Annotated in this window: 27 protein-coding genes; 6 read left to right on the top strand and 21 right to left on the bottom strand. The window is 66.2% G+C overall.

Features of this window, described 5'->3' with window-relative positions; genetic code table 11:
- Positions 1-33: 33 nt before the first annotated feature.
- Complete coding sequence (locus WKW80_RS29115) at positions 34-777, bottom strand: SDR family oxidoreductase (RefSeq protein WP_340367076.1); 744 nt, start codon at positions 775-777, stop codon at positions 34-36.
- Positions 778-875: 98 nt separating this feature from the next.
- Between WKW80_RS29115 and WKW80_RS29110 the strand changes: the two genes are divergently transcribed.
- Positions 876-1,772 (top strand): AraC family transcriptional regulator, encoded by an 897-nt coding sequence (locus tag WKW80_RS29110; RefSeq protein ID WP_340367075.1) that lies wholly within the window; start codon positions 876-878, stop codon positions 1,770-1,772.
- 43 nt (positions 1,773-1,815) lie between these two features.
- On the opposite strand, the gene WKW80_RS29105 is transcribed toward WKW80_RS29110, so the two are convergent.
- The 3 genes from WKW80_RS29105 to hemN form a co-directional block, all read right to left on the bottom strand.
- Positions 1,816-3,219: a trypsin-like peptidase domain-containing protein gene (locus tag WKW80_RS29105; RefSeq protein WP_340367074.1), complete on the bottom strand. Its 1,404-nt coding sequence runs from the start codon at positions 3,217-3,219 to the stop codon at positions 1,816-1,818.
- 61 nt (positions 3,220-3,280) lie between these two features.
- On the bottom strand, positions 3,281-3,991 hold the full coding sequence (locus WKW80_RS29100) for a sulfite exporter TauE/SafE family protein (RefSeq protein ID WP_340367073.1): 711 nt from the start codon (positions 3,989-3,991) through the stop codon (positions 3,281-3,283).
- The gene (hemN, locus tag WKW80_RS29095; RefSeq protein ID WP_340367072.1) at positions 3,991-5,409 is read right to left on the bottom strand and encodes an oxygen-independent coproporphyrinogen III oxidase; all 1,419 of its coding nucleotides are present in this window, start codon (positions 5,407-5,409) and stop codon (positions 3,991-3,993) included. The genes WKW80_RS29100 and hemN overlap by 1 nt, the downstream gene beginning before the upstream one ends.
- Before the next feature lie 127 nt (positions 5,410-5,536).
- On the opposite strand from hemN, the gene fnr reads away from it, so the two are divergent.
- Positions 5,537-6,256 (top strand): fumarate/nitrate reduction transcriptional regulator Fnr, encoded by a 720-nt coding sequence (fnr, locus tag WKW80_RS29090; RefSeq protein ID WP_340367071.1) that lies wholly within the window; start codon positions 5,537-5,539, stop codon positions 6,254-6,256.
- Here fnr and WKW80_RS29085 read toward each other — a convergent pair.
- The 9 genes from WKW80_RS29085 to WKW80_RS29045 all read right to left on the bottom strand — a co-directional run bounded on the left by WKW80_RS29085 (position 6,237) and on the right by WKW80_RS29045 (position 13,935).
- Positions 6,237-6,503, bottom strand: coding sequence for a hypothetical protein (locus tag WKW80_RS29085; RefSeq protein ID WP_340367070.1), 267 nt, complete (start codon positions 6,501-6,503; stop codon positions 6,237-6,239). The genes fnr and WKW80_RS29085 overlap by 20 nt on opposite strands.
- Positions 6,500-6,784, bottom strand: coding sequence for a FixH family protein (locus WKW80_RS29080; protein ID WP_340367069.1), 285 nt, complete (start codon positions 6,782-6,784; stop codon positions 6,500-6,502). Before WKW80_RS29080 ends, WKW80_RS29085 begins: the two co-directional genes overlap by 4 nt.
- A gap of 17 nt (positions 6,785-6,801) precedes the next feature.
- Positions 6,802-8,226 (bottom strand): cytochrome c oxidase accessory protein CcoG, encoded by a 1,425-nt coding sequence (gene ccoG, locus WKW80_RS29075; protein ID WP_340367068.1) that lies wholly within the window; start codon positions 8,224-8,226, stop codon positions 6,802-6,804.
- Positions 8,227-8,240: 14 nt separating this feature from the next.
- A complete protein-coding gene (ccoP, locus tag WKW80_RS29070) occupies positions 8,241-9,161 on the bottom strand; it encodes a cytochrome-c oxidase, cbb3-type subunit III (protein ID WP_340367067.1) in 921 nt (306 codons plus the stop codon).
- Between the two features lie 12 nt (positions 9,162-9,173).
- The gene (locus WKW80_RS29065; RefSeq protein ID WP_340367066.1) at positions 9,174-9,311 is read right to left on the bottom strand and encodes a cbb3-type cytochrome oxidase subunit 3; all 138 of its coding nucleotides are present in this window, start codon (positions 9,309-9,311) and stop codon (positions 9,174-9,176) included.
- A 13-nt stretch (positions 9,312-9,324) separates the two neighbouring features.
- Positions 9,325-9,954, bottom strand: coding sequence for a cytochrome-c oxidase, cbb3-type subunit II (gene ccoO, locus WKW80_RS29060; protein ID WP_340367065.1), 630 nt, complete (start codon positions 9,952-9,954; stop codon positions 9,325-9,327).
- 9 nt (positions 9,955-9,963) lie between these two features.
- Positions 9,964-11,403: a cytochrome-c oxidase, cbb3-type subunit I gene (gene ccoN / locus WKW80_RS29055; protein WP_340367064.1), complete on the bottom strand. Its 1,440-nt coding sequence runs from the start codon at positions 11,401-11,403 to the stop codon at positions 9,964-9,966.
- 67 nt (positions 11,404-11,470) lie between these two features.
- Positions 11,471-11,608 (bottom strand): cbb3-type cytochrome oxidase assembly protein CcoS, encoded by a 138-nt coding sequence (gene ccoS / locus WKW80_RS29050; protein WP_340367063.1) that lies wholly within the window; start codon positions 11,606-11,608, stop codon positions 11,471-11,473.
- Positions 11,608-13,935, bottom strand: coding sequence for a heavy metal translocating P-type ATPase (locus tag WKW80_RS29045; protein ID WP_340367062.1), 2,328 nt, complete (start codon positions 13,933-13,935; stop codon positions 11,608-11,610). Before WKW80_RS29045 ends, ccoS begins: the two co-directional genes overlap by 1 nt.
- Before the next feature lie 100 nt (positions 13,936-14,035).
- Between WKW80_RS29045 and WKW80_RS29040 the strand changes: the two genes are divergently transcribed.
- Positions 14,036-14,479: a universal stress protein gene (locus tag WKW80_RS29040; RefSeq protein ID WP_340367061.1), complete on the top strand. Its 444-nt coding sequence runs from the start codon at positions 14,036-14,038 to the stop codon at positions 14,477-14,479.
- Positions 14,480-14,485: 6 nt separating this feature from the next.
- Here WKW80_RS29040 and WKW80_RS29035 read toward each other — a convergent pair whose 3' ends face one another.
- The 5 genes from WKW80_RS29035 to WKW80_RS29015 all read right to left on the bottom strand — a co-directional run bounded on the left by WKW80_RS29035 (position 14,486) and on the right by WKW80_RS29015 (position 18,659).
- Positions 14,486-15,886 carry a TolC family protein gene (locus tag WKW80_RS29035; protein WP_340367060.1) on the bottom strand — a complete coding sequence of 467 codons (1,401 nt, stop codon included), beginning with the start codon at positions 15,884-15,886 and terminating at the stop codon, positions 14,486-14,488.
- A gap of 8 nt (positions 15,887-15,894) precedes the next feature.
- On the bottom strand, positions 15,895-17,031 hold the full coding sequence (locus tag WKW80_RS29030; RefSeq protein WP_340367059.1) for an HlyD family secretion protein: 1,137 nt from the start codon (positions 17,029-17,031) through the stop codon (positions 15,895-15,897).
- Positions 17,031-17,603 carry a DUF3302 domain-containing protein gene (locus WKW80_RS29025; protein ID WP_340367058.1) on the bottom strand — a complete coding sequence of 191 codons (573 nt, stop codon included), beginning with the start codon at positions 17,601-17,603 and terminating at the stop codon, positions 17,031-17,033. The genes WKW80_RS29030 and WKW80_RS29025 overlap by 1 nt, the downstream gene beginning before the upstream one ends.
- 243 nt (positions 17,604-17,846) lie before the next feature.
- Entirely contained in the window at positions 17,847-18,407 is a 561-nt protein-coding gene (locus WKW80_RS29020) for a hypothetical protein (protein ID WP_340367057.1), read from the bottom strand.
- A 24-nt stretch (positions 18,408-18,431) separates the two neighbouring features.
- Positions 18,432-18,659, bottom strand: coding sequence for a hypothetical protein (locus WKW80_RS29015; RefSeq protein WP_340367056.1), 228 nt, complete (start codon positions 18,657-18,659; stop codon positions 18,432-18,434).
- 252 nt (positions 18,660-18,911) lie between these two features.
- Between WKW80_RS29015 and WKW80_RS29010 the strand changes: the two genes are divergently transcribed.
- The gene (locus WKW80_RS29010; protein ID WP_340367055.1) at positions 18,912-19,316 is read left to right on the top strand and encodes a hypothetical protein; all 405 of its coding nucleotides are present in this window, start codon (positions 18,912-18,914) and stop codon (positions 19,314-19,316) included.
- Positions 19,317-19,328: 12 nt separating this feature from the next.
- Here the strand turns inward: WKW80_RS29010 and WKW80_RS29005 are convergent, their stop codons facing one another.
- From WKW80_RS29005 to phbB, 3 genes are all read right to left on the bottom strand, one after another.
- Positions 19,329-21,020 carry a cation:proton antiporter domain-containing protein gene (locus WKW80_RS29005; protein ID WP_340367054.1) on the bottom strand — a complete coding sequence of 564 codons (1,692 nt, stop codon included), beginning with the start codon at positions 21,018-21,020 and terminating at the stop codon, positions 19,329-19,331.
- A 33-nt stretch (positions 21,021-21,053) separates the two neighbouring features.
- A complete protein-coding gene (locus WKW80_RS29000) occupies positions 21,054-22,397 on the bottom strand; it encodes a dicarboxylate/amino acid:cation symporter (RefSeq protein WP_340367053.1) in 1,344 nt (447 codons plus the stop codon).
- A 173-nt stretch (positions 22,398-22,570) separates the two neighbouring features.
- Positions 22,571-23,308 carry an acetoacetyl-CoA reductase gene (phbB, locus tag WKW80_RS28995; RefSeq protein WP_340367052.1) on the bottom strand — a complete coding sequence of 246 codons (738 nt, stop codon included), beginning with the start codon at positions 23,306-23,308 and terminating at the stop codon, positions 22,571-22,573.
- A gap of 163 nt (positions 23,309-23,471) precedes the next feature.
- Between phbB and WKW80_RS28990 the strand changes: the two genes are divergently transcribed.
- Positions 23,472-24,311 carry an endonuclease/exonuclease/phosphatase family protein gene (locus tag WKW80_RS28990; protein ID WP_340367051.1) on the top strand — a complete coding sequence of 280 codons (840 nt, stop codon included), beginning with the start codon at positions 23,472-23,474 and terminating at the stop codon, positions 24,309-24,311.
- A 7-nt stretch (positions 24,312-24,318) separates the two neighbouring features.
- Positions 24,319-25,572, top strand: a complete 1,254-nt coding sequence (locus WKW80_RS28985; RefSeq protein ID WP_340367050.1) for an MFS transporter — start codon at positions 24,319-24,321, stop codon at positions 25,570-25,572.

Below are 25,572 nucleotides of genomic sequence, written 5' to 3'. Positions count from 1 at the left end.
GGACGGCGTGTCGACTTGCGCAGCCGAGCGCCCTCACCTTGCGTTGGCCAGCGCCACCGCGTCCGCGCCCGCCGGGAATCGAAGCAGCCCCGATGCATCGTTCGCGGCACGCCACACCGCCTCGGCCACGTCGGACTCGCTCGTCACCGCGGCCGGTTGCGCGAATGAAGCGAAGAGTCGCTGCGCAAATGACGCGTAGGCATCGGGAATCAACCCGTCCATGCGTGGACCTCCGTTGCTCGTGAAACGCGTGGTCGGCCCGTAGCCCGGCTCGACCAGTTTCACGCGCACGTCGAACGCTTCAAGCTCGAACGCCAGCGATGCGGTGAAGCCTTCGATCGCCTTCTTGCTCGCGGTGTAGACGGCCACCATCGGCATCGGCGCCAGCGTCGCGCTCGAGGTCACGTTCACCACGACGCCCGACCGCCGCGCGCGGAACTGGGGCAGCACTGCCTGCGTCATCGCCATCACGCCGAAGGTGTTGGTCTCGAACACCTCGCGTGCCGTGGCCATCGGCGTGGCCTCGAAGGCGCCGAGGAGTCCGATGCCTGCGTTGTTGACGAGCACGTCGATGGGTCCGCTCGCATCGAGCGCGGCGGCGATGCTTTCGGGCCTCGTCACGTCGAGCGCCGTCACGCGGAGCCGGCCGGACCGCGGCAAGACGTCTTCTTTCGGCGTTCGCATGGTGGCGATGACGTTCCAGCCCTGCGCGTGGAAGTGGCGCGCGGTCTCGAGGCCATAGCCGGAAGAGCAGCCGGTGATGAATACGGTTTTCATTGGGTTTGCGATGTTGGTTTGCATGGTGCGAACGATATCGATGACGTGGCGGACTTTCTACAATGCGAAGTCCGAATTTCATTTGCAATCGTCCGGCCATGAACGATCCCCTCTCGGAAGTCATCCGGCTGCTCCAGCCGCAGGCCGTGTTCTCCAAGCGCATCAGCGGCGCCGGTCGCTGGGGTGTTCGCTACTCGGACTTCGGCCAGCCGAGTTTCTGTGCCGTGCTCGAGGGGAGTTGCCTTCTCGCCGTCGACGGCCAGGGGCCCCTCACGATCGAGGCGGGCGACTTCGTGCTGCTGCCCGCAACGCCGGGCTTCACCATGTCGGGCTTCGAGCCTGTGACGCCCGAATGGATCGACCCCAAGCTAACGCCCGCGCCATCAGGTGAAGTTCGCCACGGCACACGCGGAGGTCGTCCCGACGTGCGCTTGCTGGGCGGCTACTTCGTCTTCGAATCGCCCGATGCGGCGTTGCTGGTGTCGCTGCTGCCCGCGCTGGTGCACGTGCGCGGTGTCGAGCGTCTTTCAGTGCTGGTACGGCTCGTCGGCGAGGAATCGATCGAGCGGCGGTCCGGCCGCGACCTCGTGCTCACGCGCCTCGTGGAGGTACTGCTCATCGAGGCGCTGCGCGCGACGCCGGGCGAAGACGCGCCAGCGGGTCTGCTGCGCGGATTGGCCGACGCACGACTGGCGCAGGCGATGCGGCAGATACACGGCGATCCGGCGCGCGCGTGGACGGTTGCCCAACTCGCGAAGAAGGCCGCCCTGTCGCGCTCGGCGTTCTTCGATCGTTTCACGCGGGCGGTGGGCCAGCCACCGATGGCGTATCTGCTCGCGTGGCGCATGGCCCTCGCAAAGGATCTGCTGCGCCGTCGCGATGTCGGCATCGCGGAGGTTGCCGAGCGCGTCGGCTACGGCTCGGCGAGCACCTTCTCCACCGCGTTCCTCCGGCACACAGGCCAGCCGCCGGGTCGCTACGCGCGCGGGCAGTAAGTAAGTAGCAGTAGCGCGGATTTCCAGCGCCCAGCCCGCTGTCTCAACGACGGTCGATCGCGACATAGCTCCGCCGCGCCCCCCGCGCGATCAGCATGGCAACAACGTCGTTGCCTCGTGCCGCCGCCAGCGCGTTGTCGAATTCGTCGGCCGTGGCCGTGACGGCATCGTTGACGCCCAGGATCTGGTCGCCGACGTGAATGCCCGCGCGCTGGGCTGCGCCCGAGACCGCACGCACATACAACCCGCCCCCGGGCGTCCCGCTCTCCTGCGCAGCCTTTCTTTCGATGATGCCCAGCCCCAGGCGCGGATCGTCGCGCTGCGACGGCGAGCCTTGCTCAGGCGCCGCGGGAGCATCCCAGGGCACCTCGGTGGCCATGACGCTGACCTGCATGGCCGCCCGATGGCGCCAGACCGTCAGGATGAGGGCGGTGCCGGGGCGGGCCGTGCCTATGGCCTCCTGGATGTCCGCATACGTCCGGGGGTCGATGCCGTTGACCGCCACGAGCACGTCGCCGGGCCGGATGCCTGCGCGCGCCGCGGCTTCCTGCGGCTCCACTCCGATCACCACTGCGCCCACCACGCGATTCATGCCGAAAGCCTGCGCCAGTTCGGGCGTCAGCGGCTGCGTGCGCGCGCCGATCCTGGAACGGGTCACATGGCCGCTGGTGCGCAACTCGTTGGCGACGCGCAGCGTCAGGTCGATCGGCACGCTCAGCGAGAAGCCGGCGAGTCCACCGGTCGCCGAATAGACCATCGCATTCATGCCGATCACCTCGCCGCGGCGATTGAACAATGGTCCGCCTGAGCTTCCCGGATTCAAGGCGACGTCCGTCTGGACGAACGGCACGCCGCCACCGCTTTCCACGAAACGCGGGCTGGCACCAACGACTCCCGCGGTCACGCTCTGTTCGAAGCCGAGGGCCGATCCCAATGCGGCCACGGGCTCGCCGGGACACAGCACGGCGCTGCCGGCGATCGGCGCAACGGCCAGTCCGGACGCCTCGACCTTGAGCAACGCCACGTCGGTGCGCTTGTCGATGCCGACGATGCTGGCCCTGAAGCCTCGCCCGTCGGCGAGCCGTGCGGTGACGTCGTGCGCGCCGGCCACGGCATGCGCGCTGGTCACGATGAAGCCGTCCTGCCGGATGACGATGCCGGACGCGGTGCTGCGCCCGACGGACGGCGCTCCTTGCGTGCGCCATGGCTCGCCGGCGACACCTGCGCTGTCCGCTTCATCGTCGCTGGCCTGCCCGACGCTCCACCCCACGTCCACGCCGCTCGCGACCAGCGTCACGACCGATGGGGCTTCGCGCGCGGCGGCCGCCACGAAGTCCACGGCGCGGCCATCGGCGCGCTCGAGGCATGACGCGTCCATCGCTCCGGCATGGGCGACCCACGCCATGGCGACGATGGCCAGCAAGCCGTGTGCGGGCATTGGTTTCATACGCGAATCGTCGCGCCCGCAAACTCCATTGCCATTGCGCTGGCGCAAGGCAAGCGCTTGTTCACCGGCACCAGTCGCTGATGCGCTGCCCGAGGTCCATCCACAACGCGTCCAGCGCCATCAAGGCGAGCAGCACACCGGCGATGCGCGCGCCCCACCGTTCGCGCGCAGGGCCAAGCCTGCGTCCCAGTCCCTGGCAGGCCCATGGTGCGGCAGCCAGCGAAAGGCCGCTGCCCAAAGCGAACAACGTCATCGCCATGGCGCCGTCCAGCGCCCCATTGCCAAGGCTGGCGAGCGCCAATGCCGAATAGAGCAAGCCGCAGGGCATCAGGACCCAAAGCGCACCCGTGGCCAGGACGCCGAAAACGGAGCGCGTGAGCGGCCGCACCCGCAGCGCCATCGCCTTGCCGAAGCGGTGCGCCCACGCTGGCTGACGCCCTTGCGCCACCAGCGCGACGCCCCACGCCAGCGTCGCCGCGTGCAACAGGATCCACAGGGGTTTCAGGGCGGCCACATGCGTGCTTGCAAGCGCGAGCGATTGCGTCGCCAGGGCCGCTGCCGCGCCGGCCAATGCATAGCTTGCGACGCGGCCCGCATGGAACGCCAGGGTCGTGGAAAGGCCTTGGGCGACGGCCGTGCCACCGCGTGCGGTTTCGAACGGCGCGCGCACCAGCCGTATCACCCCCGCCGTCGGCGCGCCGCACATGGCTACGCAGTGCGGGCCTCCGGCAAGGCCCATCACCAGTGCGGCAGTCGCCAGGCCGCCTTGCATCACACGATGCGCGAATAGCGCGTGCGGGTCCGATCGGCCTGCAGATAGCGGTCGAACACCATGGCGATGGCGCGCACGAAGAACCAACCCAGCGGCGTGACCTCCAACGCGTGGTCGCTCAGCCGCACCAGGCCGTGGGCAATCAGCGGTCCGAGCGCCGCGAACTCCGGGGCGAAGTGGTCGCGGAAGTCGATCAGGTGGGCCTGCCCCAGCGCTTCGAAGTCGAGATGTCCCTGGCACATCAGCGCCATGATCACCGCGCGGCGCAGCAGGTCGTCGCGCGTCAGCGCCAGGCCACGCACCACCGGCAGGCGTCGCTGGTCGAGATGGTCGTAGTACTCCTCGAGCGACTTCGCGTTCTGGCTGTAGGTCGCGCCGATGCGGCCAATGGCAGAGACGCCCAGCGCCACCAGGTCGCAATCCGGTTGCGTGCTGTAGCCCTGGAAGTTGCGGTGCAGGCGGCCTTGCCGCTTTGCGACGGCCAGTGCGTCATCGGGCAAGGCAAAGTGATCCATGCCGATGTAGACATAGCCTGCGGCGCTGAACAGCGCGATCGACCGCGCCAGCATCTGCACCTTGTCCGCGGCGACGGGGAGCTGCGCTACGTGAATGCGCCGCTGTGCCTTGAACCGGTCGGGCAGATGCGCATACGCATAGAGGGCGATGCGGTCGGGCCGCAACTCCGCGACCTGATCGAGCGTGCGCTCGAACGACTCCACGGTCTGAAGCGGCAAGCCATAGATCAGGTCGATATTGACCGACTTGAAGCCCAGTTGCCGCGCTATCGACATGAGCTCGAAGACCTGCGCGGCCGGCTGGACGCGATGGATCGCCTTTTGCACCTCGGGGTCGAAATCCTGCACGCCGAAGCTCAAGCGGTTGAAGCCCAGCGCCGACAGGCTCGCAAGTCGCTCGGCGTCGACGGTGCGCGGGTCGATCTCGATGGACCGCTCGCAATCCGGCGTGAAGGTGAAGGCACCCTGCAGCATGTCCATCAGCCGGGCCAGTTGCGCGTCGTCGAGAAAGGTCGGCGAGCCGCCGCCCAGGTGCAATTGACTCACCAGCGCGCCGCGGCCCAGTTGCGCCGTCTGCAGTTCGATTTCACGCGCCAGGTAGTCGAGGTACTCTGCCGCCCGCTCGTGATGGCGCGTCACGATCTTGTTGCAGGCGCAGAAGTAGCACAGCGACTCGCAGAACGGCACGTGGACATAGAGCGACAAGGGCAGCGCACGGGCGCCGGCACTGCGGCGCTGGCGCAATGCCTGCGCGTAGTCCGCCGCGTCGAAGGCCTCGACGAATCGATCGGCCGTGGGGTAGGAGGTGTAGCGCGGACCGGCGATCTCGAAGCGCCGCAGCATTGCGACCGAGGGCAGCAATTGGGGAACGTGCGACTCGGCGGGTGGGCAGATGAAAGACATCGTGTGACTCGCGCATTGCATTGAAGGAAATTCAATGTGCCCTGGATGTCGGTTGCATGCCTTGACCTGCATCAAGCCGATCGCAGGTAGTGCCCGCCAGAATTTGCGCAATCGACAAAGACTGCCCATGACCATCACCCACAACATCAAGGTCGCCTGCTCCAACTGCAATCTGCGAGAGCTCTGCATGCCCGCCGGGCTGGAGCCCGACGAACTCCTGCGCATCGATGGCCTGGTCAAGACGCGGCGCAAGCTGCGCCGGCGCGAGACGCTGTTCCACAACGGCGAGCGCTTCACCGCGCTGTATGCCATTCGCACGGGCGTGTTCAAGACCCGCGTGGCCAGCGACGACGGCCGCGACCAGGTCACCGGTTTCCAGATGGCCGGGGAGATCATGGGCCTGGACGGCATCGTCAACGAGCATCACAACTGCGATGCGGTTGCGCTCGAGGATTCGGAGGTCTGCGTCATCCCCTTCGAGCGCGTCGAAGCGCTGTCGCGCGAAGTGCCGGCGCTGCAGCGCCACGTGCACCGGATCATGAGCCGCGAGATCGTGCGCGAGAACGGCGTGATGCTGCTGCTCGGCAGCATGCGCGCGGAGGAGCGGCTCGCCGCCTTCCTGCTCAACCTCGTGCAGAGATTGCACGCGCGCGGCTTCTCGCGCTCCGAGGTGATCCTGCGCATGACGCGCGAGGAGATCGGCAGCTATCTCGGCCTGAAGCTGGAAACCATCAGCCGGACGCTGTCGAAGTTCGTGGAGGACGGCATCGTCGAGGTACAGCACCGCAACCTGCGCATCCTCGATTCGCAGGCCCTGCAGCGCATCGTCAATCCGCCCGGGCGTTGATGCGGCGCAGCGTGCCTTCGTCCTCGGGCGGCACCGTGGCCAGCGCCAGCGTGAGCGCACACGAGGCCGCGGACATCGCCCAGAAGACAAGGAAGCTCGTGGTGTAGATCGCCTGCCGCGAATAACCCAGGCCTTCCGCTCCCCATCGCAGATCCGAAGGGTCGACAAGGGCGAACACCACCACTTCCATGAGGCTCGCCAGCAGGAAGGCGGGCCACAGGATCGAGATCCACTTGCGCGCGCTCATGGCTTGGCGATGCGCGATGGCACCGGAATGTCCCCGGCCGGCGTCATCGCATGATTGCGGGCCGTCTGCGCCGGCATCAAACCCTTGTCGGCCAGGGTACGGTTGATCTCGACGCCCTTGCGGTAGTAGTCCTCCTCGACCACCGAGTCGCTGGTGTGAATGGCAATCCAGGCGGAGCCAACGCTCGCGATGACCACGGCCGCCGGCAGGCCGATGACCAGCCATACCAGCGGGAAGCGCCACCACGGTAGCGAGGTGGATGGTTCGGTCGCTGTCGTCATGCTTTGTCCTTTCGGGTTCATCGGGGCACCAGGAACACGGCCTTCTCGGAAACATGGGCGCGTCCATCCGCGGAGCGCACTTCGAAGTGCACCGTGTGCGATCCGGCCGGGGCCTTGTCGGCGGGCAACTGCAGGCGGACCGCCACCCAGCGCGACTGGGCCGACTCCACTTCCACGACTTCGGCGGATGCCACGTGCAGCCCATCCAGCCCGTTGGCCTCGATGCGGTAGGTCTGCTGCTCTTCGGTGGCGTTCATGATCTGCAGGCGATAGACGTTCTCGAGTTGGCCGCCCTCGACGATGCGGGCCAACGCGCCGCGGTCGCGCACGACATCGACCTTCAGCGGCATCCGCAGCACCAGGCTCGCGAGCAGGCCGATGCCGAGGACCAGCAGCACGCCGCCATAGATCAACACACGCGGGCGGAACACCCGGCGCCAGACCTGCGCCGACGACCATCCGTTCGCCAGCCCGTTCTCGGTCGCGTATCGGATCAGCCCGCGCGGCAGGGCCATGCGGTCCATCACGGTGTTGCAGCCGTCGACGCACAGCCCGCAGCCGATGCATTCGTACTGCAGCCCTTCGCGGATGTCGATGCCGGTCGGGCAGACCTGCACGCACAGCGAGCAGTCGATGCAGTCGCCCAATCCCAGCGCCCTTCCCTCCTGCCCCTTGGCGCGGACGCCGCGAGGCTCGCCGCGTGCGAGGTCATAGCTGACGATCAGGGTGTCGCGATCGAACATCGCGCTCTGGAACCTCGCATAGGGGCACATGTACTTGCACACCTGCTCGCGCATGAAGCCGGCATTGCCGTAGGTCGCGAAGCCATAGAAGATGACCCAGAACACCTCCCACGAGCCCATGCGCGTCTGCAGGAATTCCAGGCCGAGTTCACGGATCGGCGTGAAGTAGCCGACGAAGGTGAAGCCGGTCCACATCGCGATGCAAAGCCATACGACGTGCTTGAACCACTTCTTCACCAACTTCTCCAGCGAGAAAGGTTCGCCGTCGAGCCGCATGCGCGCGATGCGGTTGCCCTCGACCTTCTGCTCGACCCACATGAACATTTCCGTGTAGACCGTCTGCGGGCAGGTGTAGCCGCACCACAGCCGGCCCGCCACCGCGGTGAACAGGAACAGCGACAGGGCCGACAGCACCAGCAGGCCCGACAGATAGATCAGGTCCTGCGGATAGAGCACCAGCCCGAAGATGTAGAAGCGGCGCGCAGCCAGGTCGAAGAGCAGCGACTGGCGTCCGCCCCACTGGATCCACGGCATCGCATAGAAGAACAACTGCGTGGCGAAGACCATGGCCCAGCGCCAGCGCGCGAAGTTGCCGCGCACGGTGCGCGGGTAGATCTTCTTCGACGCCTCGTACAGGCCGGTGGACTCGACCGCCGGCACGATGGGAATGAACTTTCGCGGTTGCGCGGAGCCTGGCATGGCCTCTCCCGGTTTCAGGGCGCGGGCTTGGCCTGCGGCTTGTTCGACAGGCCCCAGACGTACGACGCCACCACCTTGATCTGCGCCTCGGTCAGCCGCCCTTCCTGCGCGGGCATCACGTTGTGCTTGCCGCCGTTGATCATCGCGACGATGGCGTCCTGGCCGAAGCCGTGCAGCCACACGTTGTCGTTGAGCGCGGGCGCGCCGAGGGCCTGGTTACCGACGCCGCCGATGCCATGGCACGCGGCGCAGGCCGTGAACTTCGACTTGCCGAGGCCGGCGCGCACCGAGTCGGTCGAGTTGCCCGACAGGCTCAGCACGTACTGGGCTAGGTTCCTCACTTCGTCAGGTGTCCCGACCACAGCGGCCATCGGCGGCATCTCGCCGGTGCGGCCCTTGGTGATCGTCTCGACGATCTTGTCGGGCGCGCCGCCATGCAGCCAGTCGGTATCGGTCAGGTTCGGGAAGCCCTTGCTCCCGCGCGCGTCGGAGCCATGGCATTGCGCGCAGTTGTTCATGAAGATCCGCTCGCCGATCGCCATGCCCTTCGGATCGCCCGCAATGGCCTCGACAGGCATCGACGTATACGCGGCGTAGATCGGGGCCAGTTCCTTGTCGGCCTGCGCGACCTCGGCCTGGTACTGGCCGGTGGCGCTCCATCCGAGCTTGCCGTCGAAGCTGCCCAGGCCGGGGAAGAAGGCGAGGTAGGCGAAGCCGAACAGGATGGTGATGACGAACAGGCCCATCCACCACAACGGCAGCGGGTTGTTCGCCTCGCGCAGGTCTTCGTCCCAGACGTGGCCGGTGGTGTTGTCGTCGCTTGGCACCACGCGCTTGCGCGCGGTCAGCCACAGCAGCAGCGCGCAGGCAAGGATGCTCACCACGGAAGCAGCGGCAACGTAGTTGGCCCAGAAGTCGTTGATGAAATCGTTCATGGCACGCTCCTCTCAGTCCTGCTCGAACGGAAGCTGTGCGGCCTCTTCGAAGCGGCGCGTGTTGCGCCGCGAGAAGGTCCAGGCCAGGATGCCCATGAAGACGAGGAAGCAGGCGACGGTGGCGGCGATGCGCAAGGTGGTGAGGTCCACGGCTCTGGCTCCTTTACTTGAGCGCGAGGCCCAGGGATTGCAGGTAGGCGACGGTGGCATCCATCTCGGTCTTGCCTTCGACGTCCTTGGCGGCCGATGCGATTTCCTCGTCGGTGTAGGGCACGCCGACGCGGCGCAGCGCCCGCATGTGCGCCGGCAGCGAGGCGGCGTCGACGATGTTCTTCTCCAGCCACGAATAGGCCGGCATGTTCGACTCGGGCACCAGGTCGCGCGGGTTGTTCAGGTGGATGCGCTGCCACTCGTCGCTGTACTTGCCGCCGACGCGCTGCAGGTCGGGCCCGGTTCGCTTGCTGCCCCACTGGAACGGGTGGTCGTAGACGAACTCGCCCGCCACCGAGTAGTGGCCGTAGCGCAGCGTCTCCGAGCGGAACGGGCGGATCATCTGCGAGTGGCAGCCATAGCAGCCCTCGCGCTGGTAGACGTCGCGCCCCGCGAGCTGCAGGGCCGTGTAGGGCTTGAGGCCCTTGATCGGCTCGGTGGTCGACTTCTGGAAGAACAGCGGCACGATCTCCACCGCGCCGCCGATGGCAACGACCAGCAGGATCAGCACGATCATCAGGAGGTTGTTGGTTTCGACCTTCTCGTGGGTGAAACCGGTGGCCTGGTTCGAATTCGAAGGCATGGCGTTTCCTCAGGCGTGGGCGGCTGCGAGTGGTGGAATCTGTGCGCGGGCGGAGATGCCTGAGATCGCCGTCATCCAGACGTTCCAGGCCATCACCAGCATCCCGCCCAGGTAGAGCAGGCCGCCGAGCAGGCGCACCACGTAGAAGGGAAAGGTCGCCTTGACGCTTTCGACGAAGGTGTAGGTCAGCGTGCCGTCGGCATTGATGGAGCGCCACATGATCCCCTGCATGACGCCGGCGATCCACATCGCGGCGATGTAGAGCACGACGCCGATGGTGGCCGTCCAGAAGTGCACTTCGATAGCCCGCACGCTGTACATCGCGGTGCGGCCGTACATGCGCGGAATCAGGTAGTAGAGCGAGCCCATCGAGATGAAGCCGACCCAGCCGAGCGCTCCCGAATGCACGTGGGCGATGCCCCAGTCGGTGTAGTGGCTGAGCGCGTTGACGGTCTTGATCGACATCATCGGACCCTCGAAGGTCGCCATGCCGTAGAACGACAGCGCCACGATGAGGAAGCGCAGGATCGGGTCGGTGCGCAGCTTGTACCAGGCGCCCGAGAGCGTCATCACGCCATTGATCATCCCGCCCCAGCTCGGCGCGAGCAGGATCAGCGAGAACACCATGCCCAGCGATTGCGTCCAGTCGGGCAAGGCGGTGTAGTGCAGGTGGTGCGGGCCTGCCCACATGTAGGTGAAGATCAGCGCCCAGAAGTGCACGATCGACAACCGGTATGAATACACCGGCCGCTCGGCCTGCTTGGGGATGTAGTAGTACATCATCCCGAGGAAGCCGGCGGTGAGGAAGAAGCCCACCGCGTTATGGCCGTACCACCACTGAACCATCGCGTCCTGCACGCCGGCGTACATCGAGTAGCTCTTCATCCAGCCGGCCGGCATCGACATGCCGTTGACGATGTGCAGCAGGGCCACCGCGATGATGAAGGCGCCGTAGAACCAGTTGGCCACGTAGATGTGGCGAACCTTGCGCGTGCCGACGGTGCCGAAGAACACGATGGCATAGGCCACCCAGACCACCGCGATCAGGATCGAGATCGGCCATTCGAGCTCGGCGTATTCCTTGCCGCGCGTGAAGCCCATCGGCAAGCTGATGGCCGCGGCGACGATCACCGCCTGCCAACCCCAGAACACGAAGGAGGCCAGCTTCGGCGCGAAGAGCCGGACCTGGCAGGTGCGCTGCACGACATGGAAACTTGTCGCCATCAAGGCACAGCCGCCAAAGGCGAAGATCACCGCGTTGGTGTGCAGCGGCCGCAGCCGGCCATAGCTCAGCCAGGGGATGCCGAGGTTGAGATCCGGCCACGCGAGCTGTGATGCGATGACCACGCCTACCAGCATGCCGACAACGCCCCAGAACACCGACATGAGCGCAAATTGCCGCACCACGGTGTCGTCGTAGACCGCTGCGGGTGGATTCGAGGATTGCATCGCGGGCCCTTCATTCTTTGAATGCGGCCAGTGTCCGGGCGCGCGTTGCGCGGCATCTTGATGCAGATCAATCCTCGCGCAGAATGCGCTGGCCTTCGGGCTCGACGTCCTCGAACTGGCCACGGTCCACGGCCCACCAGAGGGCGATGAGGATCAGCAGCACCAGCACGACGGAGAACGGGATGAGCAGGAAGAGGATGTCCATCAATGCCCCGCTTCGCCTTTGCGACCCGCCAGCCGCGCCGCGTTGACCACGACCACGAGGGAGCTCGCCGCCATGCCCAGGCCGGCCAGCCATGCGGGCAGCCATCCGGCGGCCGCCAGCGGCACGCACAGCGCGTTGTAGCCGGCGGCCCACCAGAGGTTTTGCCGGACCACGCGCATCGTGCGCCTGCCTTGCGCGACCGCCACGCCGATCACGCCGAGCTCGCCGCCCATCACGATGAAGTCGGCCCTCGCCTTCGTCAGCGGCACGGCATTGCCGAAAGCAAACGAAGCGTCGGCCCGCGCCAGCACCGGGCCGTCGTTCAAGCCATCGCCCACCATCGCGACGCCGTGGCCCTTGTCCTGCAGCGCCCTCATGAAAAGCAGCTTGCCTTCGGGTGTGCAATCGCCCTTCACGCTCCCGATGCCGGTTCGCTGCGCAACGGCGCCCGCGGCGGCTGCGCGATCGCCGGAGAGGAGGTGAACGGCCAGCCCCTGCGACTGCAGCGCGGCCACCGCCTTCGCCGCGTCGTCCCGCACGTTCTCCTCCAGCACGAAACTCGCCCTCCATCCTTGCTCGTCGCTCAAATGGACCTGCGGCGCGTCCGCATCCAGGGGCGGAACACCGCAAAAGGCTGCGGATCCCAGCAGCATGCGGCGCGTGTCCGCGCCATCCAACCCTTCGTCGATCATGCGCGCCTCGACACCCATGCCGGCGTACTCGATCACCTGCAAGGTCTTCCAGGTCGACGGCGAATGCGGCGCGGCATGCCACGCGTCGACGACCGCACGTGCTGCGGGATGGAGCGACTGCGCTGCAATCGCAGCGGCGCACTCCAGGGCCGCTGCGGTCGGCGTGCCCGGCCGGCAGTGCACGCGGACGACGCGCGGCGTGTCGACCGTGAGCGTGCCCGTCTTGTCGAACACCACCGTGTCGACCGATGCCAGTCCCTCCAGCGCCTGCAGGTTGCGCACCATCACACCGCGCCGGGCCAGCATGCCGGCGCTCGCCAGCATCGCCGCCGGCGTGGCCAGCGAGAGCGCGCAGGGGCAGGTCACGATCAGCACGGCCACGGCAACCATCAATGCCTTGCCGGGGTCGACGGACCACCAGAGCCCGGCGGCCAGTGAGGCCGCGCACAGCACGAACAGCAGGAACGGCCGCGCCGCGCGATCGGCCATGGAGGCGAGCCGCGGTTTGTGCATCGAAGCGTTCTCCATGAGCGCCACGATCTGTGCGAAGCGCGTTCCCTGCCCCACTGATTCGACACGCACCAGCACCGTCGACGACAGGTTGTGGCTGCCCGCCAGCACGCGCGCATCGCAGTCCCGCAACACCGGCCGCGACTCGCCGGTGAGCATGGCCTCGTCGACGGTGGTACTGCCAAGGCTGATCACGCCATCGGCAGGGAAGCTCTCGCCCGGCCGCACGCGCACCACGTCGCCGCGCAGCAGGCGCCGCACCGCCACGCGCTCGAAGTCCCCGCTCGCGGCGAGCCGGTCCGCGCTGTCGGGCTGGCGGTTCATGAGCGCCTCCAACGCGCCCGCGGTGCGGCTGCGCAGGCGCGTCTCCAGCCAGCGGCCGGTGAGCAGGAAGAACACGAACATCGTGAGCGAATCGAAGTACACCTCGCGGCCCAGCGGCCCCGAAGGGTCGAAGGTGGCGGCGCTGCTCACCGCAAACGTGATCGCGATGCCAAGCGCGACCGGCAGGTCCATCCCGATACGGAGCCCCCGCAGATCGCGCACCGCGCTCGCAAAGAACGGCCCGCACGAGAACAGCATCACCGGCAAGGTCAGCACCCACGATGCCCAGCGCAGCAGTTGCGAGGCATCGGGCGTCATGTCGCCGGGCTGCGCGATATAGGCCGGGTACGCGTACATCATCACCTGCATCATGCAGAAGCCGGCCACCAGCCATCGCCACAGCGCGACGCGTGCTTCACGCAGGCGGCGCTCGCGCGCAAACATGTCGCCGGCGGGCACGAGCCGGTAGCCCGCAGCCTCGCCTGCCTGGAACCAGCCGGAAGGCGCGACCTGCGCCGACGACCACACGACGCGTGCGCGCCGGCTCGCGGCGTTGACCTCGACCTTCTCGACGCCGGGTACCCGGGCCAACGCGGCCTCGACCGCAAAGGCGCACGCGGCGCAATGCATGCCTTCGACCAGCACCTGCGATTCCCAACGGCCTGCGAGCGCATCGCCGTCGAGCGCGCGGCCGAATGCCGACCACTCGGCCGGATCGTCCAGCAACGCCCCCTTCCCGCGCGAGGAAGAGGCGGCAGGACCATCGGGCGCGACCTGTTCGAGCGAAAGCGCAGCTTGCATTGCGCAAGGCTAGGCGCAACCATGCGGGGCGGGCTTGATCTGCGTCAACGCCTGCCCGCGCCAGCACCCTTGCCACCATCCAAACCAGGAGCAAACAACCATGTTCAAGCGCATCCTCGTCGCCACCGACGGCTCGACACTTTCAAAGAAGGCGGTGAAGAGCGCCATTTCCCTCGCTGCACAGACCGAGGCCGAGCTGGTGGCCATCACCGTCGTGCCTCGCTACCCCAAGAACTATTTCGAAGGCGCCCTGACTTTCTCGCCGGACGACGTCGCGCGCATCGAGGGAGAGTGGGCGCAAGAAGCGCAGGGCACGCTCGACCTGGTCAGCGGCCAGGCCAAGGCGGCGGGCGTGCGGATCAAGACCGCGGCGCTGAGTTCCGACCTGGTGGCCGAGGCCGTCATCGCCGCCGCGAAGAAACACAAGTGCGACCTCATCGTCATGGCCTCGCACGGCCGCAAGGGCATCAAGCGCCTGCTGCTGGGCAGCGAGACGCAGCACGTGCTGACGCACTCGACCTTGCCGGTGCTGGTGCTTCGGTAGGCCGGCTCATTCCTTCGCGTCACCGCTCCCGAAACCGCCACCCAGTGCAAGCACGAGATTGACGCGCTGCACGCGCTGCTCGGCCTGCACGCGCAACAAGTTCGAACGCACGGCATACACCGACATCTGTTGCTGCGTCACCGAACGCATGTCGCCCGATCCCACGCGATAGCGCGAGTTCTGCAGTTCGAGGCCGCGTTGCGCATCGCGCACCTGCGCCTCGATGATCGGCTCGCGCTGCCGCAGGGTCGCTTCTTCCGCCAATGCGGACTCGACTTCGTTGAATGCCTTCAGCGCGGTCTGCGCCCAGGCAGCCACGGCCTGGTTCTGCTCGGCCGTGCGCGCATCGACCTGGGCCTGCAGCGCGCCGCCGTGAAACAGCGGGAACAGCATGCTGATGCCGCCGCCGGCAATCGGGTTGTCGCGGTTCTTCAGCACGAACAGTTCGCTGGTGATCGACGACACTCCCGCCGTGAGCGAGACGCGTGGCAGCCGCGCTGCCTGAGCCTCCTGCGTTCGATTGAAGGCCGCGGCAACGCGGCGCTGTGCCGCGACGATGTCGGGACGGCGTTCCAGCAATTCCGACGGTACCCCGGCCTCGACCGGCAGGTCGACGCGCGGCCATTTGTCCGTCGCCTTCAGTTCCGCCGCGGGATAGCGGCCGAGCAGGACCTCCAGCGCGCGCAGCGCCTTCGTGTAGGCCAGCTCCAGTTGCTTCTCGGCATCGAGAAAGGCCTGCCGATTGGCGCGCGCCTGCGCGACGTCGACCTCGCTCGACGCCCCGATCTTCAAGCGTTGATCGGCCAGGCTCAGCGACTGCTCGCTGCTCGAAGACATCTGGCGCGCAAGCTGGCGCTGCAACGAAACCTCGGTTGCCAGGAACCAGGCCTTGGCGACCAGCGCGGCGATCGATTGCCGTGCCGCCGCCATGTCGGCCTGCGTCGACGCGAACTGGTCTTCCGCCGAACGCCTCGCGTAGCGCACGCGGCCCCACAGGTCGAGCTCCCATGAGGCCGAGACGAGCCATCCGTTCAGCCCGGAGCCGTCACCGCCCAGCTTGCCGCCCCGGCGCCCCAGGAAGTCCACCACGGGCATCGCCTGCGCACCCGCGGCCCTGACGCCCGCGGCGGCCTGCTCGATCCGTGCAGCCGATGCGCGAAGGTCGATGTTGAACTCCAGCGCCTCGGTGACAAGCTGCGTCAACACCGGATCGCCGAAGCTCGCAACCCAGTCGTTGCGCACCGTGCCTGGCAGCGCGCCTGCTTTCCACCCGCCGGGCATCACCACGTTCGGCAATCCATCCGACACGAGCGCTGCCTGGTCGGGCGCAGTCTTGAGCGAGCATCCCGTCGCACCCAGGCCAGCCAATGCCAGCGCGGCCCAGAAGTGCATGCATGAAGAAGTCATGGCGCCCCTCAATGCAGCTTGAGAACCAGGTAGTCGATCTTTGCGCCGACCCTGAGGATTACCTTGCGAATGATGTGAATCAGCTCCAGGTGCTGGGTGTAGATTGCGCCATCGCCCGCGGCGCCCGCCGCATAGAACTCGTTCTGGAACTTCGGATCGATGTCCAGCCTTACTGCGAAGCGCCCCGGCGGTAGCGGCCCGTAGCCGGTCGTCGGCAATTGAATCGCGTTCACCGACTGTCCCTGGCCCTGTGCCCACACGATGGATTCGACCTTGGCCTTGTAGATGATGCCAGGCGTTGTCTTCAGCGTGAACTCGGCCTCGTCGCCGGGAGCGACCTGCTGCAACTCGTTTTGCTGGTACAGCGCGATGACCTGATAGGCGTTCTCGACGTAGCTCATCACGGGCGTGGCCGGAAACGCGGCCGTCATCGATCCGACTCGCAGTTGCAGGTTGACTGCCTGGCCATCGGCCGGTGCGACCACGGTGGTCTGCGACAGCTCCCATTTCGCGTTCTCGAGCTGCGCCCTGATCTGCGCAACCTCGGCCTGGTCGTCATCGACGGTCGCGGACAGGCGTGCGCGCACCTGCGATTCGCCGGCAATTGCACCAGCCAGTTGCGCCTCCATGTCCTTGAGGTTGGCCTCGGCCTGCTCGAGCGCAAAGCGGTCGCCCGCACCCGACGCCACCAACTGACGGTTCTGCGTCACGCGCTTGCGCATGAGTTCGAGCTGCGCCCGCACGGCCGCAGACTTCGAGCTTGCGGAAACCAGTTCCTCGCGCAACTTCTGGGTGCCACCTTGCGCGTTCGCCAGCTGGGCCTCCAGCGTCTTGACCTGCAACTGATAAGGCGTCGGATCGATCCTGAACAGCACCTCGCCGCGCTTGACGGGTTGATTGGGCTGGATCGGCACGTCGATCACGCGCCCCCGCACCTGCGGCACGATGTTGATCACGTACTTGTAGACGCGCACATCGGAAGTGGACGGCGCGAAAACGTTCAGCAGCATGACCAGGACCGTCAGCCCGACGATGGGGATCGTGATGACGATCACCATCGAGACGTTGTTCCACGGCAGCCACTTGAACTTGAAGAAAATGAGCCAGACGAAGAAGGCGTAGATGCCGAGAAGGATTGCCTCCATTACACGCCCCTTGCCTGTGTAGCCGCAGCGGGTGCCGCGGCAGTCGCAGGTGCCGCGGCAGTGGCAGTGGCAGGTGCCACGGCCGTCGCATCCCCCATGCCCTGCACGGCCCTCACGCGATCACGCACCAGCCTGAGCTCCGGCGTCAGGTGACCCTGGCGCTCCAACGCATTCAGTTCGTGCAGCAGGGGATCGATGTGCTCTTGCGCCAGTTCGCCGCGCTCGGCCTTCTCGCCGTGTTCGATGAAGAAGTCCTCGTGCTTCTCCGTGCCGAAGGCCATCTTGTAGGCGACCGGGCGCGTATAGGCCCACAGCCAGGCAATCGGCCACAGCAATCCACCAAAGACCAGCGACAGCAGGCACAGCGTATGAATTGCGTCCTTCTGCGGATGGTGGCGCTTCTCGGCGATCTTCTCCGGCATGACGTGGACGATCCAGAACAGCGCGATGCCAAGGCACGGCACGAGGGCCAGCACCACCCACGCCAGGACATTGGCCATGGTGTCGAGTGCCTCGCCTTGCAGGAACGAAGCATGCGCCCCGGGCGCCACCAGCAAGCAGGAGAGTGCCATCGCCTGCGCGAGGGCGCAATGCGGTCGATGCCGTATCGGGCTTGCCGTGTTCGCATCGAGCCCCTGAACTGAGGGCCCGCGATCAAACTGTGTCCTCATACCCCGACTCCTGTGTGGAATTATTTGCGCCGGGCGTCCGAATGATCGATGAACCGCAACTGAAAGTTGCGAAAGTGCCCGCCCGAAGCGACGAGGCTACCGCGTCGCGGGTCTGCACACAACGCGTACGTAGCGCGCTTAGGCCTAAAGGCTACCCAGCGAGGTGCGCAGTCCCGCGTAGTCGGTCGGGCCGTTGCTCTCGGAAGGATTGCCGGTCGCCGAAAGCCATGCCGCGATGCTTGGCAGGCGCTTTTCGAAATAGCACTGAAGCGGCGGCCAATGGCCATCCGCGTCGTGCAGTTCGGTCATTTCGAGCGCCTCCACGCCAATCGAGCGCAAGCTCGTCACCATGGCCAGCGAGCGGCCGTCCAGTAACTGCAACGTGACTTCACGGCCCTGCGAGAGGATCTCTTCGAGGATGCGGCGGTGCACCCGGTAGTCCGCCCAACTGCGCTTGGCGCAGGCGTCGCTGAGTTCGCGGAATACCCAATGCATGTTCGACGCGAAGGCGGCAGCAACCTGCGCCGCCTGCCGTTCACCCTGGCTGGCTGCCAGCCCTTGCAGCCGCACGCTCCAGCCGATGGCCAGCAGCACGCCGAAGACCTGCACCCACGCGGCCCACTCGCTCGCCGTTGCGGGCCGGAAGATCCAGGCGGCGCCCAGAAGACTCGACGCAAGGGCCACCGGCAACCAGATTCTTTGCATCTCTATTCCTCCCGACTACGGGGTTCAACCTCGCGGACCGTCAGGCCCGAACATCCGGCGGATCGCCGCCACACCTGCCACCAACGCGTTGGAGTATGTCGTGTGCGGATCGGCCGCGGCCTCCAGAGGCAAATAGGACAGCGAATCCGCCGTGGCGTTTTCTGCGTTGTCGGCACCTTCCATCAACACCCAATAGAACTCGCCGTCTTCGAGCTCATGCACAGTCAACGCAATGTTTCGGAGGTGGGGCATCGGATGGGCGGAAATAAACAGGGTCGTTATTAATAGAGCGTAGGTCCATCGTATTCACGACGATGGACAATGCCTAACCACAATTTCACACTTGGCATCGAATGTGACAAAGAGTAAGTAAATAAGCATAATTATTGCACTCGATCGAAGCCCGTTGCGGGAAAAACGAATGCTTTTTGTTGCTTCTCCTACAGCAATTTCGTGCTGAAAGGCTACGCTGACGATGTTGTCCGTCTACACAAGGAAGCCACCATGAAGCACCTCGTAGTCAACTCGCACATGCTTTCGTCCGTGGGCGGCGCGTTCTATCCAACCGGGTATTCGATGCTCATGTTCCCGAATGGCGAAATCGCCCGACAGGTCGGGAAACGCCTGATCGACAGCGACGTGAGTGGCGACGACGTGTACCTGGTGCCACCCGACGAGATCCTTTCGCAGATCGCGCCCACCGTGCACGACGGCGACAGCCCGCTGCCCTCCGCCGGTACGGACGGCGCCACCGTGCGGGCCTACACCAAGCTGGCGCGCGACGGCCATACAGGCCTGCTGGTCAAGACGCCCGACGCCAAGGCCGCCGAGCGAATGATGGAGATCGTGCGAACGGTGCCCTATTCGATGGCCCAGCGCTATCGCACGCTGGTGATCGAGGATCTCTGAGCGGTTGGCGAGTCAGGCCGGCGCCGCGCGACGGACCACCTCGCGCGTCATGGCCTGAGCCAGTTCGTGTTCGCCAAGGAAGACGACGGCGCTGTCTTCGCGGGACAGCAGGGCGGCCTCTTCCTCGTTGTGGCTGCGCACCACCGTCTGGATGCCCGGATTGAGCGTTCGGGCCGCCTCGATCATTTGCCGCACGCGGAGGGTGTCCGGCAGGGCGATGACGAGCACGCGGGCACGCGCGACATGCGCCTGGATCAGCACCGCCGGGTCGGCCGCGTCGCCCCACACCGCGGCCATGCCGCTTTCCCGCAGCCTTTCCACCAACTCGCGGTTTTGATCGGCCACGACGAACGGAAGGTCGTGCGCCATCAACGCCGCCGCGATACGCCGCCCGACCCGGCCATAGCCCACCAGCACCACCTGGCGAGAGAGGTAGCGGGCATCGGTCGACATCGGCAGTCCGGCGAGCGGGTCGTCGCGTGCGTCCAGGTCGCGGGCGAATGCGGAACGGGCACGCAACCATTTCTGCAGGGGGGCGATCGCGCCGAACCACAGCGGGTTGGTTGCGATGGAGATCAGCGCGCCCGCAAGAATCAGGCTCTGGCCCTCGGCCGGCAACAGCCCAAGCGACATGCCCAGTCCGGCCAGGATGAACGAGAACTCCCCGATCTGCGCGAGGCTCGCGCTCACGGTCAACGCGGTGTGCAGCGGGTAGCGCAGCAACAGCACCAGCACGCAAGCCGCGATCGACTTGCCCACCACGATCACCCCCACCACCGCCAGCACCTGCAGCGGCCGCTCGACCAGCACCATCGGGTTGAACAGCATGCCGACCGACACGAAGAACAGCACGGCGAAGGCCTCGCGCAAGGGCAGCGACTCCTGCGCCGCCCGATGCGCAAACTCCGACTCGCGCATCACCATGCCGGCAAAGAATGCACCGAGCGCGAATGACACGCCGAACAGCGCCGCCGATGCGAACGCGATACCGACCGCGGCGGCGATGACGCAGAGCGTGAACAACTCGCGCGACCCGGTGCGCGTGACTTGCCACAGCAGCCAGGGGAACAGGCGCCGCCCGACCACCAGCATCAGCGCAATGAAGCCGCCTACCTGGAGCAACGTCAGCCCCAGTGTCTGCCATACCGGCTCCGACGGCGACAGCGAGCCTTTGCCGCCGAGTGCATCCGCCAGCGGCGGCAGCAGCACCAGCACGAGCACCATGGCCAGGTCTTCCACCACGAGCCAGCCGACCGCGATGCGGCCGGTGTGGGTGTCCAGGATGCCGAGCGTTTCGAGGGCGCGAAGCAGTACCACGGTGCTGGCCACCGACAGCGCCAGGCCGAACACGAGCGCGGCACCGGCCGACCAGCCCCACCACGTGGCCAGCCCCGCGCCCAGCAGCGTGGCCACGGCAATCTGCACCAATGCACCCGGCACCGCAATCTTGCGCACCGTCAACAGGTCGTCGAGGGAGAAGTGCAGGCCGACGCCGAACATCAGCAGCATCACGCCGATTTCGGCCAACTGCGCCGCAATGCCCGCATCGGCCACGAAGCCCGGCGTGAACGGGCCGATGATGACCCCCGCGAGCAGATAGCCCACCAGCGCCGGCAACCGCAGCCGGACTGCGGCGAACCCGAGCACCAACGCAAGGCCGAGGCCGGCCGCGATGGTGTTGATCAGGGAAACGCCGTGAAGCATCGAGCCATTCTGCAGGATCGATGCAAGACCTTTTCAGGTCGCCATCTTTTCAGTCTTGGCGTTGATCAACTCTTCGGGCTCATTCGCCTCGATCCAGCTCTCGTTGTTCAAGGCGGCCGTGAGCCGTTCGGTGTCGAGTTCGTCGGTCCACTTGGCCACGACGATGGTCGCAACCCCGTTGCCGATCAGATTGGTCAGCGCACGCGCCTCGGACATGAAGCGGTCGATGCCCAGGATGAGCGCCAGCCCCGCCACCGGCACATGCCCCACGGCCGACAGCGTGGCCGCCAGCACGATGAAGCCGCTGCCCGTGACGCCGGCCGCGCCCTTGGAGGTAAGCAGCAGCACGGCCAGCAGCGTGACCTCCTGCGTGAAGGTCATCGGCGTGTTGGTCGCCTGCGCGATGAACACCGCCGCCATGGTCAGGTAGATCGAGGTGCCGTCCAGGTTGAACGAATAGCCCGTGGGAATCACCAGGCCGACGCAAGTCTTCTTCGCGCCCAGGTTCTCCATCTTCTCCATCATGCGCGGCAGCACCGACTCGGACGACGAGGTGCCCAGCACGATGAGCAACTCTTCCTTGATGTACTTGATGAACTTCCAGATGCTGAAGCCGTGAAGGCGCGCGATCGTGCCGAGCACCACGAAGATGAACAGCAGGCAGGTCAGGTAGAACACGCCCATCAGCTTGCCCAGCGAGAACAGCGAGCCCACGCCGTACTTGCCGATCGTGAAGGCCATCGCGCCGAACGCGCCGAGCGGCGCGAGCTTCATGATGTAGTTGACGATGGTGAAGAGCACGTGCGAGCCCTTCTCGATGATGTCGAATATCAGCGTGCCACGGCCACCGAAGCGGTGCAGCGCAAAGCCGAACAGCACCGCGATCAACAGCACCTGCAGAATCTCGCCCTTGGCAAAGGCGTCGACCAGCGTATTGGGGATCACGTGGAGCAGGAAGTCCACCGTGCCCTCCATCTTGCCCGGGCCGGTATAGGCGGCGATCGACTTGGTGTCGATGGTCGAGGCGTCGACGTTCATGCCCTCGCCCGGCTTGAGCAGGTTGACCAGCAGCAGCCCCACGATCAATGCGATCGAACTGACGATCTCGAAATAAAGCAGCGCCAGGCCGCCGGTCTTGCCGACCTTCTTCATGTCTTCCATGCCGGCGATGCCAACCACCACTGTGCAGAAGATGATCGGCGCGATTATCATCTTGATGAGCTTGATGAAACCGTCGCCAAGCGGCTTCATCGACTCGCCGGTCGCGGGGAAGTAGTAGCCCAGCAGTACGCCGATGATCACCGCCGTGATGACCTGCAGGTAAAGCGACTTGTACAGCGGTGGCTTGGTCGTTGTCGGTGTTGTGGGTCCGGCCATCGGTTGTCTCCTACTGTGGATGTCGCGCCTGCCGAAGGGGCCGGCGTGCAACCCTTCCACTTTAGCGCCCCGCCGTGCTGCCTGCCTATACAAACATGCCCTTGGTCGGCAGCGAGCACCATGAAAAAAACCCGCCGGAAGGCGGGTTTGCGCTCACGTCGGGCCAGCCCGGTTCAGTGCATGTGCAGGCCGCCGTTGATGGAGAAGTCGGCCCCCGTGGAGTAGCCGCCTTCGTCGGTGGCGAGCCACGCGATGATCGAGGCAATCTCGCTCGGCTTGCCCAGGCGCTTGACCGGGATCGTCGAGATGATCTTGTCGAGTACTTCCTGGCGGATGGCGTTGACCATGTCGGTGCCGATGTAGCCCGGGCTCACGGTGTTGACCGTCACGCCCTTGTTGGCCAGTTCCTGCGCCAGTGCCATCGAGAAGCCGTGCATGCCGGCCTTGGCCGCCGAGTAGTTGGTCTGGCCGGCCTGGCCCTTGGCACCATTGACGGAGCTGATGTTGATGATGCGGCCCCAGCCCTTTTCGACCATGTCGCCGACCACCTGCTTGGTGACGTTGAACATGCTGTTGAGATTGGTCTCGATGACCGCGCTCCAGTCCTCGGGCGACATCTTCACGAACATGCGGTCGCGTGTGATGCCCGCGTTGTTGACCAGCACGTCGATGCTGCCGTGCTCGCCCTTGGCCTTGGTAAAGGCGTCGACGGTGGATTGCCAGTCGCCTACATTGCCGACCGAGGCATGGAACTCGTAGCCTTCGGCCTTTTGTTCCGCCAGCCACTTGGCATGGTCGCGCGTCGGGCCGCAACCGGCGATGACCGTGAATCCATCCTTGTGGAGCCGCTGGCAGATGGCGGTACCAATGCCGCCCATTCCTCCAGTGACATATGCGACTTTCTTGCTCATGATCTTCCTTGGTTGAGTGCCGTTTTGGGCCCTCGGACTTTACCGAACTTGATGCGGGTTCGGGTCAGGAAAACACCGACGCGAGAGTGCAACCAACTGTCACATGTGCTTCCTATACTCATTCGAGTTCATCCGGTGCGTCATGGAAGCGGGGGTCGAATTAATGAAACTCGTCACCTGGAATACGCAATGGTGCCGCGGCCTCGATGGCGTGGTGGACCCACTGCGCATCGTCGACGGCGCGCGCGCCATGGCCGACTTCGACGTGCTCTGCCTGCAGGAAATCGCGCAGGGCTTCGACCGCATGCCCGGTGCGCCCGGCGACCAGCCTGCGCAGTTGCAGGCGCTGCTGCCCGGCTTCCGGCTTTTCTTCGGTGCGGCGGTCGACGAATTCGATGCCGACGGGCGCCGCCAGCGCTTCGGCAACCTGATCGCCACGCGCCTGCCGGTCGCGCGCGTGCAGCACCATCCGCTGCCCTGGCCGGCCGACGGCGACGTAAGCAGCATGCCGCGCATGTGCACCGTCGTCACCGTGCGCGACCCGCTGCTGGGGCCGGTGCGCGTGATGACCACGCACCTCGAGTACTACAGCAAGCCGCAACGCATGGCGCAGGCCAAGGCATTGCGCGCACTGCACATGGAAGCCTGCGAGCAGGCCGCCGCACCACCGAAGGTGGAGGAGGACCATTCGCCATTCCAGGCCAAGCTGCACACGCCGCATGCGATCCTGTGCGGCGACTTCAACCTGTCGGCCGCCGAGCCCGAGTACGCAGCGATCCAGGAGCCCCTTGGCGGCAGTCGCCTGCATGACGCTTGGCTGCTGGTGCATGGCGCTGTGCCGCATGCACCAACGTTCCGCCTGTTCGACCGCACCTACGGCCCCGAGCCGATGGCTTGCGACTTCGCGTTCGTGAGCGACGGCCTTGCGCCGCGCGTACACCGCATCGAGGTCGACCTGCGGACGCAGGCGTCCGATCACCAGCCCGTGCTGGTCGAGCTATAACGGCCGCATGCACACCACGCAACACCTGCCCGATTCGCAATACGCCGTCATGCGGCTGATCGTGACCATGCTGCTCATGACCGTCGGCAGCAGCGGCATGTACGTGGTGTCGGTGGTGTTGCCGGCCGTGCAGGCCGACTTCGGCATCGCTCGCGCCGACGCATCCCTGCCCTACACGCTGCTGATGATCGGATTCGGCGTCGGCGGCGTCGTGATGGGAAAGCTGGCCGACCGCTTCGGCGTGATGTGGCCGCTGCTGATCGGGGCCGCGGCACTCGGGCTCGGGTACATCGCCTGCAGCCAGGCCGGTGGCATCGTGACGTTTTCCATTGCGCAGGCACTGCTGGTCGGCCTGCTCGGCAGCGCGGCCGCCTTTGCACCGCTGGTCGCCGACACCTCGCTCTGGTTCGTCAAGCGTCGCGGCATTGCGGTGGCGGTGTGCGCCAGCGGCAACTACATCGCCGGCGCGATCTGGCCGCCGATCGTGCAGCATTTCATCGAGACGGTCGGCTGGCGGCAGACCTACTTCGGCATGGGCATCTTCTGCGGACTCGCGATGGCCGGGCTCGCGCTGTTCATGCGCGCGCAGCCGCCTCTGGCGAGCCCTTCGCCCGTCCCGTCCGCCGGGGCAATGCGAGGCAGCGCCGTGGTCGGAAATGCGCTCCGACCCTTCGGCCTGAGCCTCGGCATGACACAGGGCCTGCTGTGCGTGGCCGGCACCGCCTGCTGCGTGGCGATGGCCATGCCGCAGGTCCACATCGTGGCCTACTGCAGCGACCTCGGCTACGGTGCGGCGCGCGGCGCGCAGATGCTGTCGGTGATGCTGGCGTTCGGCATCGTCAGCCGGCTGGTGTCGGGGCTCATCTGCGACCGCATCGGCGGGTTGCGGACCTTGCTGCTGGGCTCGGTGCTGCAGTGCGTGGCGCTCGTCCTGTTCCTGCCATTCGACGGGCTGGTGCCGCTCTTCGTGGTGTCGGCCCTGTTCGGACTCTTCCAGGGCGGCATCGTGCCTTCCTACGCGATCATCGTGAGGGAGTACTTTCCGCCGGCCGAGGCGGGCGCGCGCGTCGGCACGGTGATCATGTTCACGCTGCTGGGCATGTCGCTGGGCGGCTGGATGTCGGGCAAGGTGTTCGACCTGACGGGCAGCTACCACGCCGCATTCATCAACGGGATCGCGTGGAACCTGCTGAACATGTCGATTGCGGCGGCACTGCTGATGCGCGCTGGGCGAACGGCCGGGCGACTGGCGCCGGCCTGA

The sequence above is a fragment of the Variovorax humicola genome (assembly GCF_037889915.1).
Taxonomy (GTDB): Bacteria; Pseudomonadota; Gammaproteobacteria; order Burkholderiales; family Burkholderiaceae_C; genus Variovorax; species Variovorax humicola.
This window is presented reverse-complemented; position numbering and strand designations above follow the sequence as displayed.

Excerpts from the sequence above, each read along its gene's own strand:
- WKW80_RS29115 (WP_340367076.1), bottom strand. The coding sequence starts at position 777 with ATGAAAACCGTATTCATCACCGGCTGCTCTTCCGGCTATGGCCTCGAG.
- WKW80_RS29110 (WP_340367075.1), top strand. The coding sequence starts at position 876 with ATGAACGATCCCCTCTCGGAAGTCATCCGGCTGCTCCAGCCGCAGGCC.
- WKW80_RS29105 (WP_340367074.1), bottom strand. The coding sequence starts at position 3,219 with ATGAAACCAATGCCCGCACACGGCTTGCTGGCCATCGTCGCCATGGCG.
- WKW80_RS29100 (WP_340367073.1), bottom strand. The coding sequence starts at position 3,991 with ATGCAAGGCGGCCTGGCGACTGCCGCACTGGTGATGGGCCTTGCCGGA.
- hemN (WP_340367072.1), bottom strand. The coding sequence starts at position 5,409 with ATGTCTTTCATCTGCCCACCCGCCGAGTCGCACGTTCCCCAATTGCTG.
- fnr (WP_340367071.1), top strand. The coding sequence starts at position 5,537 with ATGACCATCACCCACAACATCAAGGTCGCCTGCTCCAACTGCAATCTG.
- WKW80_RS29085 (WP_340367070.1), bottom strand. The coding sequence starts at position 6,503 with ATGAGCGCGCGCAAGTGGATCTCGATCCTGTGGCCCGCCTTCCTGCTG.
- WKW80_RS29080 (WP_340367069.1), bottom strand. The coding sequence starts at position 6,784 with ATGACGACAGCGACCGAACCATCCACCTCGCTACCGTGGTGGCGCTTC.
- ccoG (WP_340367068.1), bottom strand. The coding sequence starts at position 8,226 with ATGCCAGGCTCCGCGCAACCGCGAAAGTTCATTCCCATCGTGCCGGCG.
- ccoP (WP_340367067.1), bottom strand. The coding sequence starts at position 9,161 with ATGAACGATTTCATCAACGACTTCTGGGCCAACTACGTTGCCGCTGCT.
- ccoO (WP_340367065.1), bottom strand. The coding sequence starts at position 9,954 with ATGCCTTCGAATTCGAACCAGGCCACCGGTTTCACCCACGAGAAGGTC.
- ccoN (WP_340367064.1), bottom strand. The coding sequence starts at position 11,403 with ATGCAATCCTCGAATCCACCCGCAGCGGTCTACGACGACACCGTGGTG.
- ccoS (WP_340367063.1), bottom strand. The coding sequence starts at position 11,608 with ATGGACATCCTCTTCCTGCTCATCCCGTTCTCCGTCGTGCTGGTGCTG.
- WKW80_RS29045 (WP_340367062.1), bottom strand. The coding sequence starts at position 13,935 with ATGCAAGCTGCGCTTTCGCTCGAACAGGTCGCGCCCGATGGTCCTGCC.
- WKW80_RS29040 (WP_340367061.1), top strand. The coding sequence starts at position 14,036 with ATGTTCAAGCGCATCCTCGTCGCCACCGACGGCTCGACACTTTCAAAG.
- WKW80_RS29035 (WP_340367060.1), bottom strand. The coding sequence starts at position 15,886 with ATGACTTCTTCATGCATGCACTTCTGGGCCGCGCTGGCATTGGCTGGC.
- WKW80_RS29030 (WP_340367059.1), bottom strand. The coding sequence starts at position 17,031 with ATGGAGGCAATCCTTCTCGGCATCTACGCCTTCTTCGTCTGGCTCATT.
- WKW80_RS29025 (WP_340367058.1), bottom strand. The coding sequence starts at position 17,603 with ATGGCACTCTCCTGCTTGCTGGTGGCGCCCGGGGCGCATGCTTCGTTC.
- WKW80_RS29020 (WP_340367057.1), bottom strand. The coding sequence starts at position 18,407 with ATGCAAAGAATCTGGTTGCCGGTGGCCCTTGCGTCGAGTCTTCTGGGC.
- WKW80_RS29015 (WP_340367056.1), bottom strand. The coding sequence starts at position 18,659 with ATGCCCCACCTCCGAAACATTGCGTTGACTGTGCATGAGCTCGAAGAC.
- WKW80_RS29010 (WP_340367055.1), top strand. The coding sequence starts at position 18,912 with ATGAAGCACCTCGTAGTCAACTCGCACATGCTTTCGTCCGTGGGCGGC.
- WKW80_RS29005 (WP_340367054.1), bottom strand. The coding sequence starts at position 21,020 with ATGCTTCACGGCGTTTCCCTGATCAACACCATCGCGGCCGGCCTCGGC.
- WKW80_RS29000 (WP_340367053.1), bottom strand. The coding sequence starts at position 22,397 with ATGGCCGGACCCACAACACCGACAACGACCAAGCCACCGCTGTACAAG.
- phbB (WP_340367052.1), bottom strand. The coding sequence starts at position 23,308 with ATGAGCAAGAAAGTCGCATATGTCACTGGAGGAATGGGCGGCATTGGT.
- WKW80_RS28990 (WP_340367051.1), top strand. The coding sequence starts at position 23,472 with ATGAAACTCGTCACCTGGAATACGCAATGGTGCCGCGGCCTCGATGGC.
- WKW80_RS28985 (WP_340367050.1), top strand. The coding sequence starts at position 24,319 with ATGCACACCACGCAACACCTGCCCGATTCGCAATACGCCGTCATGCGG.